The sequence below is a fragment of the Streptomyces sp. NBC_01384 genome (assembly GCF_045040035.1).
In the GTDB taxonomy this organism is placed as follows: Bacteria; Actinomycetota; Actinomycetes; order Streptomycetales; family Streptomycetaceae; genus Streptomyces.
Genome location: NZ_CP109559.1, coordinates 500,649 through 518,909, shown reverse-complemented (window position 1 = coordinate 518,909; position 18,261 = coordinate 500,649). Strand labels below are relative to the sequence as shown.

Genomic DNA, 18,261 nt, shown 5'->3' with positions numbered 1-18,261 from the left:
CGGTCAGGTGCCGACGTACGCCGCGAGGTGTTCGCCGGTGAGGGTGGAACGGGCGGCTACGAGGTCGGCGGGTGTGCCCTCGAAGACGAGCCGGCCGCCGTCGTGTCCGGCGCCCGGGCCGAGGTCGATGATCCAGTCGGCGTGCGCCATGACCGCCTGGTGGTGCTCGACGACGATGACCGACTTGCCGGAGTCGACGAGCCGGTCGAGCAGGCCGAGCAGCTGCGCGACGTCGGCGAGGTGGAGGCCGGCGGTCGGCTCGTCGAGGACGTAGATGCCGCCCTTCTCGGCCATATGGGTGGCCAGCTTGAGCCGCTGCCGCTCGCCGCCGGAGAGCGTGGTGAGCGGCTGGCCGAGGCTGAGGTAGCCGAGCCCGACGTCGGCGAGCCGGTCGAGGACGGCGTGCGCGGCCGGCGTGCGCGCCTCGCCGGCGCCGAAGAACTCCTCGGCCTCGGTCACCGACATCGCGAGCACCTCGCTGATGTCGCGGCCCCCGAGGTGGTATTCCAGCACCGATGCCTGGAACCGCTTCCCCTCGCACTCCTCGCAGGTGGTGGCGACGCCGGCCATCATCGCCAGGTCGGTGTAGATGACGCCGGCGCCGTTGCAGGTGGGGCAGGCGCCCTCGGAGTTGGCGCTGAACAGCGCCGGCTTCACGCCATTGGCCTTGGCGAACGCCTTGCGGATCGGCTCCAGCAGTCCGGTGTACGTCGCCGGGTTGCTCCGCCGCGAACCGCGGATCGCGCCCTGGCCGATCGACACCACATCCGCGCCGGCGGGGATCGACCCGTGCACGAGCGAGCTCTTGCCGGAGCCGGCGACGCCGGTGACGACGACAAGCACCCCGAGCGGGATGTCGACGTCGACGCCCTGCAGGTTGTGCGCCGTCGCGCCGCGGATCTCCAGCGTGCCGGTCGGCTTGCGCACCGTCGCCTTGAGCGTGGCCCGGTCGTCGAAGTGGCGGCCGGTGATGGTGCCGCCGACCCGCAGCCCCTCGACGGTGCCCTCGAAGCAGACGGTGCCGCCCGCCGTACCGGCGCCGGGGCCGAGGTCGACAACGTGGTCGGCGATCGCGATCGTCTCCGGCTTGTGCTCCACGACGAGCACCGTGTTGCCCTTGTCCCGCAGCCGCAGCAGCAGGTTGTTCATCCGCTGGATGTCGTGCGGGTGCAGGCCGATGGTGGGCTCGTCGAAGACGTAGGTGACGTCGGTGAGCGAGGAGCCGAGGTGGCGGATCATCTTCACGCGCTGCGCCTCGCCGCCCGACAGCGTGCCCGACGACCGGTCGAGCGCGAGGTAGCCGAGCCCGATCTCCACGAACGACTCAAGAGTGTGTCGCAGCGCGGCGAGCAGCGGCGCCACCGACGGCTCGTCGACACCCCGGACCCATTCGGCCAGGTCGCTGATCTGCATCGCGCAGGCGTCGGCGATGCTGATCCCGTTGATCTTCGACGACCGGGCCCCCTCGCTGAGCCGGGTGCCGTCGCACTCGGGGCAGGTGGTGAAGGTGACCGCCCGCTCCACGAACGCCCGGATGTGCGGCTGCATGCCCTCCCGGTCCTTGGCGAGCATCGACTTCTGGATCCGCGGGATCAGCCCCTCGTAGGTCATGTTGATGCCCGCGATCTTCATCCTGGTCGGCTCGCGGTGGAGGAAGTCGTGCAGCTCCTTCTTGGTGAACCTGCGGATCGGCTTCTCCGGGTCGAAGAAGCCCGACTCGCTGTAGAGCCGAGAGTTCCAGCCGCTCCCCGTGTAGCCGGGGACAGTGATCGCGCCCTCGGCGAGCGACTTGGAGTCGTCGTAGAGCTGGGTGAGGTCGATGTCGGAGATCGTGCTGCGGCCTTCGCAGCGCGGACACATGCCGCCGGTGATGCTGAAGCTGCGCCGCTCCTTCACGGTCTGCCCGCCGCGCTCCATGGTGACCGCACCCGCTCCGCTGATCGAGGCGACGTTGAAGGAGAACGCCTTGGGCGAGCCGATGTACGGCTGCCCGAGCCGGCTGAAGAGGATGCGCAGCATCGCGTTGGCGTCGGTGGCGGTGCCGACCGTGGAGCGGGGGTCGGCACCCATCCGCTGCTGGTCGACGATGATCGCGGTCGTCAGCCCTTCGAGGACGTCGACCTCGGGCCGCGCCAGCGTCGGCATGAAGCCCTGCACGAAGGCGCTGTAGGTCTCGTTGATCAGCCGCTGCGACTCCGCGGCGATCGTGTCGAACACCAGCGAGCTCTTGCCCGAGCCGGACACGCCGGTGAACACCGTCAGCCGGCGCTTCGGGATCTCGACGCTGACGTCCTTGAGGTTGTTCTCGCGCGCGCCGTGCACGCGGATCAAGTCGTGGCTGTTGGCACCGTGCTGCGCAGGCGACTGTGTGTCCGTCCTCGTGGTCATGCTCATCGTGTCTCCATGTGTGAGTGAGGGGCCGCCTTCGCGGTCTCCGTCGGCGTCGCCTCGCTCGATCTAACCAGCTTGCGCAGTACGTCTGGTTCGGCTTCGTCGGCTTCGTCGGCGCGGTCGCGGCAACGGTCCGCTGCCTACCTGATCCGCGGTGCCGGCCGGCTCGCGCGGTCTCACCGTCGATCCGACCATCGGTCCCAGCCGGCCCGCGGCGGTCCCCGGCATCACCACCTTGGCGCCGGGAGCGGTCCACTCCGGTCCCGTGCCGCCCCCACTCCACGCCGCCGACTTTGAATCGTTTGAATCCCTGGGGAAGCCAAGGCGCTCGATCGAGGAGCGTCAAGATCTGTGCAGCAGTACGCCACACCTCTTCGGGGAAGGCGCCGTTGGAGCCGACGGGGTGTCCCCGCGAGCCTCGCAGGCGGATATGAGGAAGTTGTCAGCGTGTGGGAAGCCCCTCTCGCCTGCCCTTTTAACGGCCGAGGGCGCTTACCATCGGCCACGTGTGCGCATATGTGCTGGTCGCGGAGGACGACGAGAAACAAGCGGAGCTGATACGCCGCTCACTTCTGCAGGAGGGACACACCGCGACCGTGGTCCACGACGGCGGAGCCGCGCTCGACGAGGTACGGCGACACAAGCCGGACCTGGTCGTCCTGGACCTCATGCTGCCGGTGATCGACGGCTTCGGGGTGTGCCGGGTGCTGCGCCGGGACGACGACATCCCCGTCCTCATGCTCACCGCCCGCTCCGCGGAGGACGACGTCCTGCTCGGCCTGGAGCTCGGCGCGGACGACTACATGACCAAGCCCTACAGCCCACGCGAGCTGATGGCCCGTATCCGTACCGTCCTGCGGCGCAGCGGACGCCCGGCCGCCGAACAGGACCGGCTCATCCGGACCGCCGGAATCACCATCGACCCGGTACGGCACGAGGTGCACTGCGACGGCTCACGCGTGGAGTGCACGCCGGGCGAGTACGAAATCCTGTGCGCGATGGCCGCCGAGCCCGAGCGGGTCTTCTCCCGGCGGCAGTTGCTCGAGTGCACCCGCGGCATCGACCGGGCCTCCACCGAACGGGCCATCGACGTGCACATCATGAACCTGCGGAAGAAGACCGAGCCCGATCCACGCAGACCGGTGCGGCTGCTCACCGTGTTCGGCGTCGGGTACAAGCTCAGCGGTGGGCGCGGGTGAGCTCCGGCATACCGCTGCGCAAGAGCCTCCTCGTACGGCTGATCACCACCTCGGTACTGATCGCCCTCTGCTCGGTGGCGGCGACGGCCTGGCTCGCGGTGCAGACGACGACCCGCGCCATCCAGGAGGAGCAAGGGCAGGCCCTCGCCGACGACACGGACATCCTCCGGCAGCTCAGCGGATACGGCGCCACTCACGCGAGCTGGTCCGGCGTCCAGGACACCCTGCGCCGGTTGTCCGCCTCCACAGGGCGGCGGATCGCGCTGACGACGGCGGACCGTACGCCGATCGCCGACTCCGCGAAGCCCCGCACCGCCCTGCCGCCGGGGGCCGCCGCCACGGTCGACCCCCTGCACACCGACACCTACTCGGAACCCGGGGCTCAGCTCAGCGGAATCGACCCGCGCGCGGTGGGACCGTACCGGCTGACGTCCAAGGAGCACGCACGCCTCGACGTGCTGGCGAAGAAACGGCAGGCGTGCTACCGCCGCGACGATTTCGAGACCACTCTCGGCTGGACGCCGAGCGGCCGGCCCGTTCTGACGGACACGGGCAGAACCGTCAAGAACGACAACGCGGTCCACGAGTGCGAGGACGGACAGGTCAACATCCTCATGCCCACCGAGCAGAAGGCCCAGGACGAGCTGACCCGCATCGCCCAGGAGTGCCTCCGGCGCAAGCACGTGGCCCAGGCCTCGTCCCAGGTCGTCTACCTTCACTTCTCGATCCAGACCCCGCAGCCGCAGTTCGACCTCGTGAAAAAGACGGCCAGGGGGTTGCCCACGGCGATCGAGACGAAGAGCGACGAGTGCCTCACCGACGCGCGCCGCGAGCAGCTCGACCCCGATGTCGCGCCGGTCGCCGAGCTGTTCCTCGGCACGGGGGACAGCACCGTTCCGCCCTTCGACATGTCGACGGCCAACAAGGCCAAGATCGTCGCGGTCACCGGTCTCGTCCTCGCCCTCACCGTGGCCGTGACCGCACTGGTCGCCACCAGACTCGTACGCCCGCTGCGCGCGCTGACGCAGGCCGCGCAGCAGCCGCCGGAGCAGCACGTACGGGTTCCCGTCACCACCCAGGACGAGACGGGCATCCTGGCGGTGGCGTTCAACGAGCTGACCGAGCGCCGGGAACGGATGGAGGCGCAACGCAAGGCGATGGTCAGCGACATCGCCCACGAACTGCGCACCCCGCTCACCAACATCCGCGGCTGGCTGGAGGTGACCCGGGACGGCATCGTCGACCCCGACCCGGAACTGCTCGCCTCCCTGCACGAGGAGGCGGTGCTCCTTCAGCGGGTCATCGACGACCTCCAGGACCTCGCGGCGGCCGACGCGGGCACCCTCGCGCTGCACCGCGAGGCGGTCCGTGCGGACGAACTGCTCGAACAGGTCGCCGCGGCACACCGGGTCGGGGCGGAGGCGGCGGGCATCGGTCTGCGGACGAGGGTGGACGGGACGTCCTCGTCGGCGGGGAGCGGGACGTCGTGGCTCGACGCGGATCCGGTCCGGCTGCGGCAGGCGCTCGGCAATCTGGTGTCCAACGCCATCCGGTACACGCCGGCCGACGGCACGATCACCCTGTCCGTTCGGGAGGAGGACGGGCAGGTCGTCCTTGAGGTGGCCGACACCGGCAGTGGTATCGCCCCGGAGGATCTGCCCAGTGTCTTCGACCGGTTCTGGCGGGCCGAGAAGTCCCGCAGCCGGCGCACCGGCGGCAGTGGGCTCGGCCTGTCCATCGTCCGCCAACTCGTCGCGGCCCACGGCGGTACTGTCGCGGTGACGAGTGAACTCGGTGCCGGTTCGGTCTTCACCCTGAGGCTTCCCGGCACCGTCCCTCCGGTTGAGGCGGACGAGGACCGCTGACCTGCGCAGGGTGGTGGTGCCGGTACCAGGATCCGCGTTCCTCCTCACGAGAGGGTTCTGGTTGCCCGACACCCTGGGAGCACTGTGGTCACATGAACACCACCAGGATGCCGGAGGCCAGAATCCGTGTCACGCCCCTGCGGTCGCTCGCGGGACGCACGTATGTCCCGCGCCGTGGAAGAAGTGGAAGAGGTCGACTGGGCGGAGAAGGTTCAGAAGCTCAGGCTCCAGCTGTCGAGGTAGCCGGGGTCGACAGTGAAGATGCCGGGAGTGTTGTCCCTGACGCGTAGTCTCCAGGTGCTGTCGGCTGGGAGCGCCGAGGTTTCCCGGGCGAGCGCGGGCCTGCCGGTGCCGGAGGCCCAGACGACCAGCCGGGGCGTGCCCTCGGGAGCGACCTCGTCGGCCTTGCTCTTCTCCGCGGCGACCAGGGCCGCGTATGTGCGCTCGTAGCGGGTGTGGACGGTGCCGTCGGCGTCCTTGATGACGTCCTTGGGATCAGCTTCTCCCGATTGCCCAACTCACGCGGCGGCAACACGGCCCGCATATGCCAATTGGCCACTTCCCGACCCTGGGAAGTGGCCGACGCCGTGCCCTCACCGGAATACGTTGTCCGAGTCGTCCCAGATCGACGGTTCGCTCGACGTGTACTCCCGCGGGACCCTCGACGACGTCTGGTACATCGCGTCGATCTCGGCGGCGAAACGCCGCGAGATGGCGTCCCGGCGGAGCTTCATCGACGGGGTCAGCAGGCCGTTGGCCAGGTCGAAGGGTTCGGGGAGAACGCGGAACACCCGGATGGACTCCGAGCGGGACACGGTGCTGTTGGCCGCGGCGACGGCCCGTCTGACCTCCTCCCGCAGCTCGTTCTCCTCCCGCGCGTCCCGGGCCGGCGTGCTACCCCTGTGCAAGGCCCCGCGCCAGTGCGTGAGGAAGTCCGGATCCAGGGTGATCAGAGCGCCCACACAGGGCCGGTCGTCGCCCACGACCACCGCTTGGTGGATCAGGGGATGGACGCGCAGGCGCTCTTCGAGGGCCGCGGGAGCCACGCTCTTGCCGCCGCTCGTGATGATGATGTCCTTCTTGCGGCCGGTGATGGTCAGATACCCCTCGGCGTCGAAGCGGCCGATGTCGCCCGTCGCAAGCCAGCCGTCCTGGAACGAGGCGTAGGTGGCCGGGGCGTCGTTGACGTACCCCTGGAACACCGAGGGCCCCCACACCAGGATCTCCCCGTCGTCGGCCACCTGGATGTCCGTGCCGGGCAGGGCACGGCCCACGGTTCCGAACTTCTCACGCCCCACGGGGTGGGCCGTGATGCCGCCGCTGGTCTCGGTGAGCCCGTACCCGTCATGGACGAAGATCCCGATGCCCGCGTAGAAGAGGGCGAGTTCCCGGTTGAGCGGGGAGCCGCCCGACACCGCGCCGCACACCCGTCCCCCCAGGGCGGCCCGCAGCTTCCGGTAGACGGTCTTCTCGTAGAGGGCGTGCTGCAGGCGCAGGTCGAAGCCGGGGCCGGAGCCGGTGCCCAGTCGCTGGCGTTCGGCGGCCGCGGCGAAGTCCTTGGCCGTCTGGACGGCGCGCTCGAACAGGGCGCCGCGGCCCGTCTGTTGCGCCGTACGCAGGAAATTCTTGTAGATCTTCTCGAAGACGAACGGAACGGCGTAGAGGTAGGTGGGCCGGAAGGAGCGGAGGGCCGCGGAGAGCGCCTCCTCACTGAGATCGGGCTCGTGTCCCAGCAGGATGCCGCCGCGCAGACAGAGCCCCTGGATCATCAGGCCGTACACATGGGAGAAGGGCAGGAAGGCGAGGATGGCGGGCTGCTCGCCGGGGGGAGCGGTCGTGTGTCTCCAGCCCGCGAGGAGGGTGTCGCAGGGGCTGGCGAGGTTGCGGTGGGTGAGGGCGCAGCCCTTGGGGTGCCCTGTGGTGCCGGAGGTGTAGGCGATGACCGCGGTCGAGTCGGGCAGCACGATGCGGCGCAGCGAGTCGACCGCCGTCATCGGGATCGCCCGGCCCCGCTCGGTCAACTGGGACAGGGCCCCGGTGTCCAACTGCCATACGTGGCGCAGCGACGGGACCGACGCGCACGCCGAGCCCACCGTCATGATGCCCTGCTCGTCCTCGACGGCCACGGCGACGCATCGGGCGTCCTGGAGGATCCACGCGACCTGCTCGTGCGACGAGGCCGGGTAGATCGGTACGACCTCGGCGCCCACCGTCCACAGCGCGTAGCTGAGCACGGTCCACTCGTAGCGTGTACGCGCCATGACGGCCACCCGGTTCCCCGGGCGTATGCCGGACGCGACCAATCCCCTGGCCAGGCCCGTCACTTCGTCCCACAGCTCGGCCGCGGTCACTGTGGTCCAGATGTCGTCCGAGCCCTCGAGACGGCGCGCGACCTGCGGAAGGTCCGGCTCGCGGCGCGCCGTTTCGAAGAGGCTGTCGGCGAGTCCCCCCTGCATCACTGTCGTAGCCGGTGGAGGAAGTTCGAACGCGTGCATCGCCGCTCCAGAATTCTCCTCGACGTGGCCTCACCGAGAGGCGCCGGTGTCGAGGATTCACGAATCTAGCCCAGACCGGCCTCGACCGTGCCGGTATCGGGCGGCAGTTCGTCTACCGATGAGGTTACGGTTGGCGCAGGGACCCCCTCCGCCCGGGACCCGGTCACCCATCGGTCTTTCGCACGGTCGCGCCGGTTCGTTGCGCGATCACGCCGGGTTCACGAAGTCCCGCGCGGGGGCGGTGGTCATCGAGTGAGGAGAGCCTCCGGTCAGGAGCGGGACAGGAGAGCTTCCCGGGTGATCAGGGCGGTCGAGCCCGGGGCCGTACAGGCGTGGGCACCCGCGATCGCACCGAGCCGGGCGCACTCCCGTACGTCCCGGCCGGCGAGCCTGCCGTACAGGAAGCCGCAGACGTACGCGTCGCCCGCGCCGTTGGAGTCCACCACCGGCGCGGGCGGGACCGCCACCGGAATGTGCTGCGGGTCAAAGCCGTCGCCCCGGGTGAGAACGTAGGACCCGTCCGCGCCCGCCGTGGCGACCACCGTCCGTGCCCGCCCCGCACGCAGGATCTCCCGCATCAGTTCGGGCGTGTCCTCACCCGCGCCCGCCGCGCTGAGGAAGACGAGATCGGAACGGAGGGCGAACTCCCGGTGGTGGTCGGCCAGTCCGTCCCAGTCGTGCAGATCGGTGGAGACGGGGACCCCGAGATCCTCGATGTCGTCGTAGAGGAAACGGCCGAAGTTCATGATGGAGAGGTGGATGTGGCGGGCGCGCCGCAACCGCGGCAGGTAGAAGTCCCGGGGCATCCGCAGATCCGCCGGGTCGCGGCCGTCGTAGAAGGACATCCGACGGCCGGACGCGTCCACCAGGTTCACCGCGCGGCGCGTTCCCGCGGGCGAGATCAGGGGGACGAACTCCACACCCTCCTTGGCCATCCGCTCGCGCACCTGTGCGCCGATCCAGTCGTCACCGATGCAGTCGAGCAGCGCGACCCTGAGGCCCAGTGCCCGGGCGCCGAGAGCGACGTTCCCGCCGGTGTGACCGGGCCACTCCTCGATCGGGCCCACGTGCACCGAGTCGGCGAGCGGGACCGGCACGGAGTCGACGCGAACGACGGTGTCCACGCCACTGCCGCCGACCACCAGGACGTCGTATTCCGCGTGTTGGTCCGATTCCGTGTGCTGATGGATCACAGGTTCATCTGCCTCTCCTTCCCCGCCGACCTCAGTATGGCGGGCAACCCCACGGTGCGTCGGGAAGTCGACGGTCGGACGCCGACCATCGGGGCCACGCGGCAGGAGGACCGGAAGGACGGTGACACGGTCTGTGCGCAGGGCCGCATCCGCGGCACCGTCGGCTGCCCGCAGGCCTGGTCACCGGAGCGACGGCGGGAACAGGGGCGGCGTTCGCCGGGCGAAGGGCCGCAGACGGCTTTGAGCCGGTCCTGCTCGCCCGCGACGCCACGCGCCTCGCGCGGGCCGCCGAGGGGTACGGCTGATCGCGGCGGAGCAACCGGCAGGACGAGGTGCCCGCGCGGCACATACGACGTCGTGGTGATCGGTTCCGGAGCGGCGGGGACGACCGCCGCGCTGACGGCCGCGAAACGGGGGCTGAGCTGCGTCGTCGTCGAGAAGGCGGCCACGTTCGGGGGCTCGGCGGCGCGCTCCGGCGCGGGTGTCTGGATTCCGAACAACCCGGTGATCCTCGCGGCGGGGGTTCCGGCGGCCTGCGCACGGACGCCCGGGCACGCGTACTACGGCCGGACGGATCCGTCATCCCCGGCCTGTACGCCGCCGGAAACGCCGGCGCGGCCGTCATGGGCCACAGCTACGCGGGCGCGGGTTCGACGATCGGCCCGGCGATGGCCTTCGGCTACATCGCGGCGTTGGACATCGCGGCCGGTGCGGGCGCCTGACGGGGCGCGGTGTCGTCCGCGATCACCGGAACTCCGGTGCCGGGCCGGTCCCAGCCGCCCGGGTGCCTCCCCGGAACGGCGGGCTTCGGACACGCCGAAGCCCGCCGCGTCCACGGCCTCGGCCAAAACCCCGCCAGGTGCGAGACAGCGCCGGCGACAGCAGCCGGCGGGCCGAGCAACTGCGGTGTGATCAGGGCGATCACGCATAGCCGCGCCCCGCCGCCGTGCCCGGATCCCGCTCTGCGCCCACACCTGCGTCAACGATAGTTTTTGGCCGGTAAACGATCGTTGAGTGCCGCATGTTTTCCGCATAGGGTGCCAGGCGCACCGCAGTAATCGATCCTCCACACCCCGGGAGCACCTTGGTGGAGCCACCCACTCAACTCCCCGAGAGTCTTCGGCGCCTCAACGCGCTCATCGAGGAACAGGGCCTGAACCGGTCGGAACTGCTCGACCCGAAGGAAATGGCTGACCGGACGGCGCTGCCCGAAAGCACGGTCCGCACCCTGCTGAGCGGCGGCACGGTGCCGGCCGACACGGTCAACGACCGGGTCTGCGCACGCATCAACACCCTCGCCAACGCCCACCTGGACCGCACGGGCAGGCGCATGTCGGATCTCGCCGCGGACATCCGTGAACGCCTGGGCGTCTCCGACTACTGGGCACGTCAGGTGTGCGACGGCAAGAAGGTGCCCAGCGTCGAGTTTCTGCACGGCCTGGTGGAGTACTTCGCCGTCGAAGGGGGAGAGGCGTTCTTCACCATGCCGGCCGCCGACGTCCTCGACCGCGTTCTGCGGCCCGTCCTGCAGAAACTGGAGAACCCCGAGTCGGATCCCGTACAGGCGCTGATGGCGAAGTACGGCGTGCGGGACATGGACCTGCGGCAGCACGGTTCCATGACACCCGAGCAGCTGGACCGGCTCCTCGAAGGGGTCATCCGGTCCGTGGTTCCCCCACAGGAGGACCCCGCCCGATGACCACCAAAGCGATGAAGACCCTGCTCGCCGTGCTGGGCGAGGAGGCATCGAAAACGATCCAGCGGCCGGCGGAGCCGAAGACCGTCATGCGGGAGTTCTGCCGGGCGATGAGCGTCCGCGTGGGCAGACCGATCCAACTCGTGTTCCGGGCCTTCCCCCCGGACATCCCCGTGTCGGGGCTGCGCCTGGACATGGGGGACCACTCCATCATCGTCGTCGAGGAAGGCACCGTACCCGACGCACAACTGGTCATCCTCGGGCACGAGTTATGGCACGAGGAGCAGGGAGACTGCGGCCACCACGTCGCCGGACTGCCGGCCGCCGCCCGCGCGCTCAACCTCGACCGGGCACCGGAGGCGCTTCAACGGGCCGCGGCACAGATCCTCGACGCGCAGGACATCCCGCGCGAAGCCTTCCTGGCAGCGGACGCCCGGGCCGACTCCACCGACGACCACGAGGGGGACGCCGAGACGTTCGGCCTGCTGTTCGGCCGTGAAGTCCGCACGTGGATGCGGGGGCGGTACGCGGAAGGCCCCGTCAATTCGGCCACCGTGGAAGGACGCATCAACCTCTCCCTGAGCAACCGCGCCGGACGCATCCTGTGACGAACCTTCAGTTCCACATCCCCTACGCGATCCCGACCGCCCTGCTCGCCTCAGCCCTCGCCTTCAAGCTGCCGACCTTCGCACGCGCTTGGCGCGACCCCGAGGTACGGGCCACGACGCTGCTGCTGACCTGGGCCACCGCCGTCCTCGTCGTCATCACGCCCGTCAACATCCGGCGGCTCAACACTCTGACGGGCGTACCGAATATCGCGGCACCATGGGCCTACTCCTTCCTGACCGCGTTCTGCGCCACCGGCCTGACCATGATCATGCGGTGGAGGGAGGCCCCCTCCCCGGAACGTCAGCGCAGAATCCGCCGCATCTACCTGATCTACGCCGGCATCGTCGCCGCCCTCTGGGGGACCTTCCTCCTGGCACATGTGCCCGAGGTGCGGATCTACGACCTCGACACCTACTACGCCGGCACCCCGTGGATGCGTGAGCACATTCTGCTCTACCTGGTCGCCCACATGGTGTCGTGCCTGGTCGCGGCCTACATGCTCTGGAAATGGTTCCCGGAGATCGAGAACCGCTGGCTCAAGACGGGGACCGTCTGCCTCCAGCTCGGATACGCGTCGGGCCTCTTCTTCGACGCGGCGAAGATGACCGCGATCAGCGCCCGCTGGTCCGGCACCGACTGGGACTTCCTCAGCACCCGGGCGGCGCCGCCGTTCGCCCTCGTGGAGGCCATCCTGGTGGCCGCCGGGTTCATCGTCCCGCAAATGGGACCCTTCCTGCACCAGCGGGTGCGCGACCAACGCGAGTACTGGCAACTGCGCCCCCTGTGGCGCGCGGTCCGAGCTGTCGCACCGGCCGCGGCAAAGGCCCGCTTCGGCTTCTGGGCGCCGCTGGACCTGCGCCTGATGCAGCGCCAGCAGCGCATCCATGACGCCCTGCGCCTGCTCGCCCCCTACTTCGACTACGGCCTCCACCGCCGGGCCCACCAGGCGGCGCGGGCCGGCTACAGCGAGGCGAAGGCCCCGGGCCTCGCCGGTGCCGTCGCCCTGCGCGCCGCCATCGACGCCTACCGGAGACGGGCGCCGCTCCACACCGGCGATCAGCCTCCGCAGATCGGCACCGATGTCAGCGACCACATCGACGCCATCTCACGGGCGCTGTACCGCCCCCGCACCGTCGATACCATCCGCCAGCGGGTGACCAGCACAGAAAGCGTGAACGCACATGCCTGACCGAGCCACCCCCCGCCCGCTCACCGCGATCGTCATAGGCGCCAGCGCCGCAGGCCTCTTCGCCGCGGCCGCGCTCACCGAGTTCGCCGACGTCACGCTCATCGAACGCGACACCCTCCCCGAAGGACCCGAACCCCGCCGCGGCGTCCCCCAGGCCCGCCACGCCCACCTGGTGTGGAGCGGCGGCGTGCGCGCGTTCAACGAACTGCTGCCCGGTATCGTCGACGACATCACGGCCCGCGGCGGCCGGCTCGTCCACATCATGGGTGACATGGTCTCCCGGGCACCCAACGAGATCTGGTTCCGCCGCTTTACGACCACCCATCACCGCAACCTGGTGTGCTCCCGCGATCTGCTCGACTTCGAACTGCGTGACCACGTCCTCGCCGACGAACGCATCACACTCCGTCAGAACACCTCCGCGCTCGGCCTGGAGGGCGACGCCAACCGTGTCACCGGCGTCCGTGTCCGCACCGGCGAGGAAGAACTCACCCTGACCGCCGACCTGGTCGTCGACGCCTCGGGCCGTGGCTCCCGCGCACCCCAGTGGCTCCACGACCTCGGCCTGCCCGAGGTCACCGAACGCGAAGTCGACGCGGGCGTCACCTACGCCACCCGCCTCTTCCGGGCCCCCGGCAGCACCGCGGCCATCGACTTCCCCCTCGTCAATGTGCAGGCCAACCCGGCCAAGGCCCCCGGCCGGGGCGGCATCATCCTGCCGATCGAGGGAGACCGCTGGATCGTCACCCTCTCCGGCACCCGCGGCGGCGAACCCACCAGCGACCCGGACGCCTTCGTGGACTTCGCACTCCGCCTCGGCGACCCCGTCATCGGCGAGTTCCTCAAGGACGCCGAGCCGATCGGCGACATCGCCATCTCGCGCAGCACCGCCAACCAGCGCCGCTACTACGAGAAGATGAAGGCCTGGCCCGACGGCTTCGCCGTCCTCGGCGACGCCGTCGCCGGATACAACCCCGTGTACGGGCACGGCCTCAGCGTCGCCGCCCAGTGCGCCATCGCGATCAGGGACGTGCTGCGCTCCATCAGCCTCACCGCCCCCGGCACCGCACGCCGCCTCCAGCGCGCGGCGGCCCGCCCCGTCGCCGGCGCGTGGGACCTGGCCGTCGGGCAGGACGCCTTCTATCCCGGCGCCACGGATACGCCGCCCACCGTCACGGAAAAGCTCCTCGCCCGGTTCGTCGACCGGGCCGTCGCCACCGGCGCACGCAACCCACGAGCCCTCGGCGCCCTGCTGGACGTCATGAGCCTTGAAAAGCCCGCGACCCGCCTGTTCTCACCCGACATGCTCGTTCCCATGCTGCTCGGCCCGAAGAAACCGCTCCTGCAAGGGCCGCCGGTGACCGAGGCGGAGCGCAAGACCGCCATCTCGTGACAGCTGCTCTCCACGTCCTGGTGCACGGTGGTCAGCGGCGGCAGCGGCTCCGTCGCCTCGGCGTCGGGCGCCGGGTCGGGACACCGGTCGAGGAACTCGGCCATGCCGGGCAACGGGTCGTCGGCGCGCCGTGAGAACAGCAGCGCGCCATCGACATGTCCGCCGCCGAGGAAGTCACCCACGCGCGCCCACTGGCACATGCTCGTCGGGGAACTCTGCCCCGAGCGGGTCCGCCCAGCCATCGCCGCCTGCTCAAGGGGCACAGCGGTGCGGACACCGACACGACATGGCGCCCGAGCGGGCGGACACCACGGCGTCGCGGGAGCATGGGCGTGGCGTGCACCCCGGCCGGCCGGGCGTGCCCGCGGGAGACGCGGGAGATGAGGAGGGACAAGCCGGTGGGGTTGGTGTTCTCCGTCGTCTTCGCGTTGCTGGCCGCGGCCAGCAACGCGACCGCCACCGTTCTCCAGCGCCGCGCGGCGCAGGACGTCCCGCTGTCGGAGGGCTTCCGCGCCCGGCTGCTGGTCGATCTGCTGCACCGGCCGGTGTGGCTCGGCGGTATGGCCGCGGTCATGGCGGCGGCGTGCTTCCAGGCGCTGGCGCTGGTCGACGGGGCGCTGTCCGTCGTACAGCCGATCTTCGTCCTGGAGCTGCCGTTCGCGCTGTTGATCGGCGGCCTGGTACTGCGCCGCCGGGTGACCCGGCACGGATGGACCGCTGTGGCGTGCATCGCCGCCGGGCTGGGCATGGCACTGGCCGCGGCCGCACCCTCGGCCGGCACCGACCGGCCCACCACCGGCGGCTGGGTCCTGGCCCTCGCCTGCTGCATCGCCGCCATCGTGGTCGCCGTCCGTATCGCGCTGCGGCGCCCCGCCGGACGCGCACGCGCAGCCTGCTTCGGCGCCGCGGCAGCCATCGGCTACGCGCTCACCGCAGCCCTGATCAAGGACGCCACACATGCCTGGCAGACGAGCGGCGCCACCGGTTTCTTCCTCACCTGGCAGACCTACGCCTTCGCCGCCACCGGTGTCTGCGCACTCTTCCTGCTGCAGAACGCCGTTCAGTCCGGCCCCCTGGTCGCCTCCCAACCGGCCCTCACCCTCGGCGACGCCCTGGTCAGCCTCGCCCTGGGCGTCACTCTCTACGCGGAGAAGGTACGCACCGGCTGGTGGCTGATCCCCGAGAACGCCGGGGCCGTCCTGATCCTGTACGGAGCGGTCCTCCTGGCCCGCATCCCACTCGCCCAGGCACTGGTCGCACCGGACCGTAGCAGGGCCTGAACCCCGCCGCCCGAGCCGGAACGGGCACGGCGACACCCCTGACCGGTGATGAGTCTGCCGGCCAGCGGGGAACCAAGCCGGCCCCGGGCCGTTGCCCTGCCGCCGCGGCGGAGCCGCTCCCGGAGGTCCAAGGGCCGATGAGTCGCTAGCCTGGAGAGCAGACGGCGGCTCGAGCGACAGCCCAGGGAGGCTGACGTGGCTGAAGCGACTACTGAGGCCGGAGTGAAGGGCGGGACAGGCAGCGGTCCTGCCGGACCCTGGGGTGTCCAGGCGCCCCGGTACCTGCCGATCGCCGAGCACGGCCTGATCGGCGATCTGCGCAGCGCGGCCCTGGTCGGCACGAACGGCACCATCGACTGGTACTGCTGTTCACGCTTCGATGCACCCAGCGTCTTCGCCTCGATCCTGGACGCCGACCGAGGCGGATGCTTCGAGCTCGCCGCCGACGTCCCCGCGCGCACGAAACAGTTCTACTTCCCCGACACCAATGTGCTGATCACCCGCTTCTTCGCGGACGACGGGGTCGGCGAGATCCAGGACTTCATGCCGGTCGTCGACGACTCGCGCGAGGCCGGCCGGCACCGCCTGATCCGCCGTGTGATGTGTGTCCGCGGAGCGCTGCCTTTCCGCGCGCGCGTCGCCCCGCGCTTCGAGTACGGCAGCGCGCCGCACACCGTGCGCGTGGGGGCCGGCCAGGCGATCTTCGAATCGTCCTCGCTCAGGCTCGCGCTGACCTCCACGGTGCCCTTCGAGGTCGCCGGCCAGGACGTATGGTCGCTGTTCAAGCTGCACGAGGGCGAGTCCGCCGTCTTCACCATCGACCAGGTCGGCGGTGACGTGGCGCCACGCTTCTGTGCCGTGGCCGAGGCGGAAAGGGAATTCAACGCGACCGTGCGTTACTGGCGGCGATGGCTGTCCCAGTCGCGCTACCGCGGCCGCTGGCGGGAGATGGTGCACCGCTCCGCCCTCACCCTGAAACTGCTCACCTACGCCCCGACCGGCGCCATCATCGCCGCGCCGACCACAAGCCTGCCCGAACAGATCGGCGGCGAGCGCAACTGGGACTACCGCTATGTGTGGGTGCGCGACGCCGCGTTCTGCGTGTACGCGTTGCTCAGGCTCGGGTTCACCGATGAGGCCGAAGCCTTCATGGGCTTCCTCTCCGAGCGCCTCCGGCTCGACGCGACTCAGTCGCCCGGCCCCACCGGCCCACTGCAGATCATGTACGGCATCGACGGACGCTGTGACCTGCCCGAGCGTGAACTGCCCCATCTCGAGGGCTACCGGAGCTCGGCGCCCGTACGCGTGGGCAACGCCGCCGCCGACCAGCTCCAGCTGGACATCTACGGGGCGCTGGTCGACTCGCTCTACCTGTACGACAAGTGGGGCAAGCCCATCTCCAGCGCGCACTGGGACAGCATCAGCGAGCTCGTCGACTGGGTGTGCGACCACTGGGACCAGCCCGACGAGGGGGTCTGGGAGACCCGCGGAGGGCGAAAGCCGTTCCTCTACTCACGGCTGATGTGCTGGGTGGCGATCGAGCGCGCGATGCGGCTGGCCCGGCATCGCGGCCTCCCCGCCGACATGGTGCGCTGGGGCACGGCCCGGGACACGATCTACCGGCGGATCATGCGTCAAGGCTGGTCCGCCGAGCGGCGCACCTTCGTCCAGTACGAGGGCAGCGAGATCCTCGACGCGTCCCTGCTGATGATGCCGCTGGCGAAGTTCATCGCCCCGACCGACCCGAAGTGGCTCGCCACGCTGGACGCACTGGGCGAGGACCTGGTGTCCGACTCGCTGGTCTACCGCTATGACCCGCAGGCCAGCCCCGACGGCCTCCAAGGTGAGGAAGGCACGTTCTCGATCTGCTCGTTCTGGTACGTCGAGGCGCTGACCCGCGCGGGCCGACTGGACGAAGCCCGGCTCGCCTTCGAGAAGATGCTCACCTACGCCAACCACCTCGGCCTGTACGCGGAGGAGATCGGCCACACTGGCGAACAGAACGGAAACTTCCCCCAGGCCTTCACCCACCTCGCCCTGATCAGCGCGGCCTTCAACCTCGACCGCATGCTCGGCTAGGGGTAGGGCTAGGGGTAGGGGCAACTGCCGGCTGTGTTCAGGGCGCCTTGAAGAGAGCCGGGAAGCGGGGAGCGAGCCAGGGCTTGCGGCCCCAGACGACGATACGGCCCTGGGCGATGGCGCTCCACTGGTCGCGGCGGCCGAGTGCCATCAGGAGAAAGGTGACCGGCTCGATGAGGATGGTGCAGTCCGGACGGGCCGGCGGTCGCGAGCCGACCGACACCACACCGTCGGTCAGTGTCACACCGAACCGGGGACCACCCCACAAACGGATCGCGTAGCGGGCGGTGAGCCCGGCTGCCCGGGCGGCGTCGGTCACCCGCGGCATGGCCGTGATCAGGAACGGCAGGGTCAGCTCGACCCGGGCACGGTCGATCATGTGCGGACGCCCCAGCGCACGGGCGAGATCGTAACCGTGGCCGAGCATGTGCGTGAGTAGATAAGACCCCAGTACGTCCCGGCCCATCGGGCCCAGCGGGCTGACGACAGTTCCTTCCGCGGCGCTCTCGTCCCACGCTTTCAGGTAGGCATCAGCCTGCGCCACGATCAGCGCGGCCAGCGGCTCGGCCCCACGCTCGTGGAACGCGGCGAGTGCTTGTTCATTGGCCGCGGCGAGACTCTGCGGTGTGCCGTCCCCGTAGCTGCGTACGTGTCCTGCCGCAAGAGCGGCCATCAGTTCGTTGGCCTGCGCCAGATGCGCTGCCGCCTCCCCGACGTTCCACTCCGATCCGGGTACCGGAAGCCCCATGTCGGCGCCACGGCGCAGCAGCGCGGCGATCTCCTCGGCGGTATCGCGTATGGCCACACCAAGCCCCTCGGGCAGAATGCCCCGTACGTCCTGCCCAGCCGCTGATTCCACGCCGCTCCCCTCC

At 70.2% G+C, this 18,261-nt stretch carries 13 protein-coding genes and 3 pseudogenes; 11 read left to right on the top strand and 5 right to left on the bottom strand.

Going from position 1 to position 18,261, the window contains the following annotated elements; all coding sequences use genetic code 11:
• Positions 1 to 3: 3 nt before the first annotated feature.
• Positions 4 to 2,394, bottom strand: coding sequence for an ATP-binding cassette domain-containing protein (locus OG747_RS02060; RefSeq protein ID WP_405877198.1), 2,391 nt, complete (start codon positions 2,392 to 2,394; stop codon positions 4 to 6).
• A 503-nt stretch (positions 2,395 to 2,897) separates the two neighbouring features.
• Here OG747_RS02060 and OG747_RS02055 point away from each other — a divergent pair.
• Positions 2,898 to 3,590, top strand: coding sequence for a response regulator (locus tag OG747_RS02055; protein ID WP_405877196.1), 693 nt, complete (start codon positions 2,898 to 2,900; stop codon positions 3,588 to 3,590).
• On the top strand, positions 3,587 to 5,455 hold the full coding sequence (locus OG747_RS02050; RefSeq protein WP_405877194.1) for a sensor histidine kinase: 1,869 nt from the start codon (positions 3,587 to 3,589) through the stop codon (positions 5,453 to 5,455). The genes OG747_RS02055 and OG747_RS02050 overlap by 4 nt, the downstream gene beginning before the upstream one ends.
• 212 nt (positions 5,456 to 5,667) lie before the next feature.
• Here OG747_RS02050 and OG747_RS02045 read toward each other — a convergent pair.
• From OG747_RS02045 to OG747_RS02035, 3 genes and pseudogenes are all read right to left on the bottom strand, one after another.
• Positions 5,668 to 5,972 (bottom strand): annotated as a pseudogene (locus OG747_RS02045) (hypothetical protein); the annotation flags it as partial.
• A gap of 76 nt (positions 5,973 to 6,048) precedes the next feature.
• Positions 6,049 to 7,950, bottom strand: coding sequence for an AMP-dependent synthetase/ligase (locus OG747_RS02040; protein WP_405877192.1), 1,902 nt, complete (start codon positions 7,948 to 7,950; stop codon positions 6,049 to 6,051).
• A 269-nt stretch (positions 7,951 to 8,219) separates the two neighbouring features.
• The gene (locus tag OG747_RS02035) at positions 8,220 to 9,095 is read right to left on the bottom strand and encodes a carbohydrate kinase family protein (RefSeq protein WP_405885415.1); all 876 of its coding nucleotides are present in this window, start codon (positions 9,093 to 9,095) and stop codon (positions 8,220 to 8,222) included.
• 288 nt (positions 9,096 to 9,383) lie between these two features.
• Between OG747_RS02035 and OG747_RS02030 the strand changes: the two are divergent.
• The 9 genes and pseudogenes from OG747_RS02030 to OG747_RS01990 form a co-directional block, all read left to right on the top strand.
• A pseudogene (locus tag OG747_RS02030) lies at positions 9,384 to 9,678 on the top strand (FAD-dependent oxidoreductase); the annotation flags it as partial.
• Positions 9,629 to 9,742, top strand: a pseudogene (locus OG747_RS02025) (FAD-binding protein); the annotation flags it as partial. The pseudogenes OG747_RS02030 and OG747_RS02025, both read left to right, overlap by 50 nt.
• 488 nt (positions 9,743 to 10,230) lie before the next feature.
• Positions 10,231 to 10,842 carry a hypothetical protein gene (locus OG747_RS02020; RefSeq protein WP_405877190.1) on the top strand — a complete coding sequence of 204 codons (612 nt, stop codon included), beginning with the start codon at positions 10,231 to 10,233 and terminating at the stop codon, positions 10,840 to 10,842.
• Positions 10,839 to 11,447 (top strand): toxin, encoded by a 609-nt coding sequence (locus OG747_RS02015; RefSeq protein ID WP_405877188.1) that lies wholly within the window; start codon positions 10,839 to 10,841, stop codon positions 11,445 to 11,447. Before OG747_RS02020 ends, OG747_RS02015 begins: the two co-directional genes overlap by 4 nt.
• On the top strand, positions 11,444 to 12,637 hold the full coding sequence (locus OG747_RS02010; protein WP_405877186.1) for an MAB_1171c family putative transporter: 1,194 nt from the start codon (positions 11,444 to 11,446) through the stop codon (positions 12,635 to 12,637). Before OG747_RS02015 ends, OG747_RS02010 begins: the two co-directional genes overlap by 4 nt.
• Positions 12,630 to 14,030 carry an FAD-dependent monooxygenase gene (locus tag OG747_RS02005; RefSeq protein WP_405877184.1) on the top strand — a complete coding sequence of 467 codons (1,401 nt, stop codon included), beginning with the start codon at positions 12,630 to 12,632 and terminating at the stop codon, positions 14,028 to 14,030. Before OG747_RS02010 ends, OG747_RS02005 begins: the two co-directional genes overlap by 8 nt.
• Complete coding sequence (locus tag OG747_RS02000) at positions 14,027 to 14,164, top strand: hypothetical protein (RefSeq protein ID WP_405877182.1); 138 nt, start codon at positions 14,027 to 14,029, stop codon at positions 14,162 to 14,164. The genes OG747_RS02005 and OG747_RS02000 overlap by 4 nt, the downstream gene beginning before the upstream one ends.
• A gap of 246 nt (positions 14,165 to 14,410) precedes the next feature.
• Positions 14,411 to 15,310: a DMT family transporter gene (locus OG747_RS01995; protein WP_405877180.1), complete on the top strand. Its 900-nt coding sequence runs from the start codon at positions 14,411 to 14,413 to the stop codon at positions 15,308 to 15,310.
• A gap of 222 nt (positions 15,311 to 15,532) precedes the next feature.
• Positions 15,533 to 17,389 (top strand): glycoside hydrolase family 15 protein, encoded by a 1,857-nt coding sequence (locus tag OG747_RS01990; protein ID WP_405885414.1) that lies wholly within the window; start codon positions 15,533 to 15,535, stop codon positions 17,387 to 17,389.
• A gap of 37 nt (positions 17,390 to 17,426) precedes the next feature.
• Here the strand turns inward: OG747_RS01990 and OG747_RS01985 are convergent, their stop codons facing one another.
• Positions 17,427 to 18,248 carry a maleylpyruvate isomerase family mycothiol-dependent enzyme gene (locus OG747_RS01985; RefSeq protein ID WP_405877178.1) on the bottom strand — a complete coding sequence of 274 codons (822 nt, stop codon included), beginning with the start codon at positions 18,246 to 18,248 and terminating at the stop codon, positions 17,427 to 17,429.
• Positions 18,249 to 18,261: the final 13 nt, after the last annotated feature.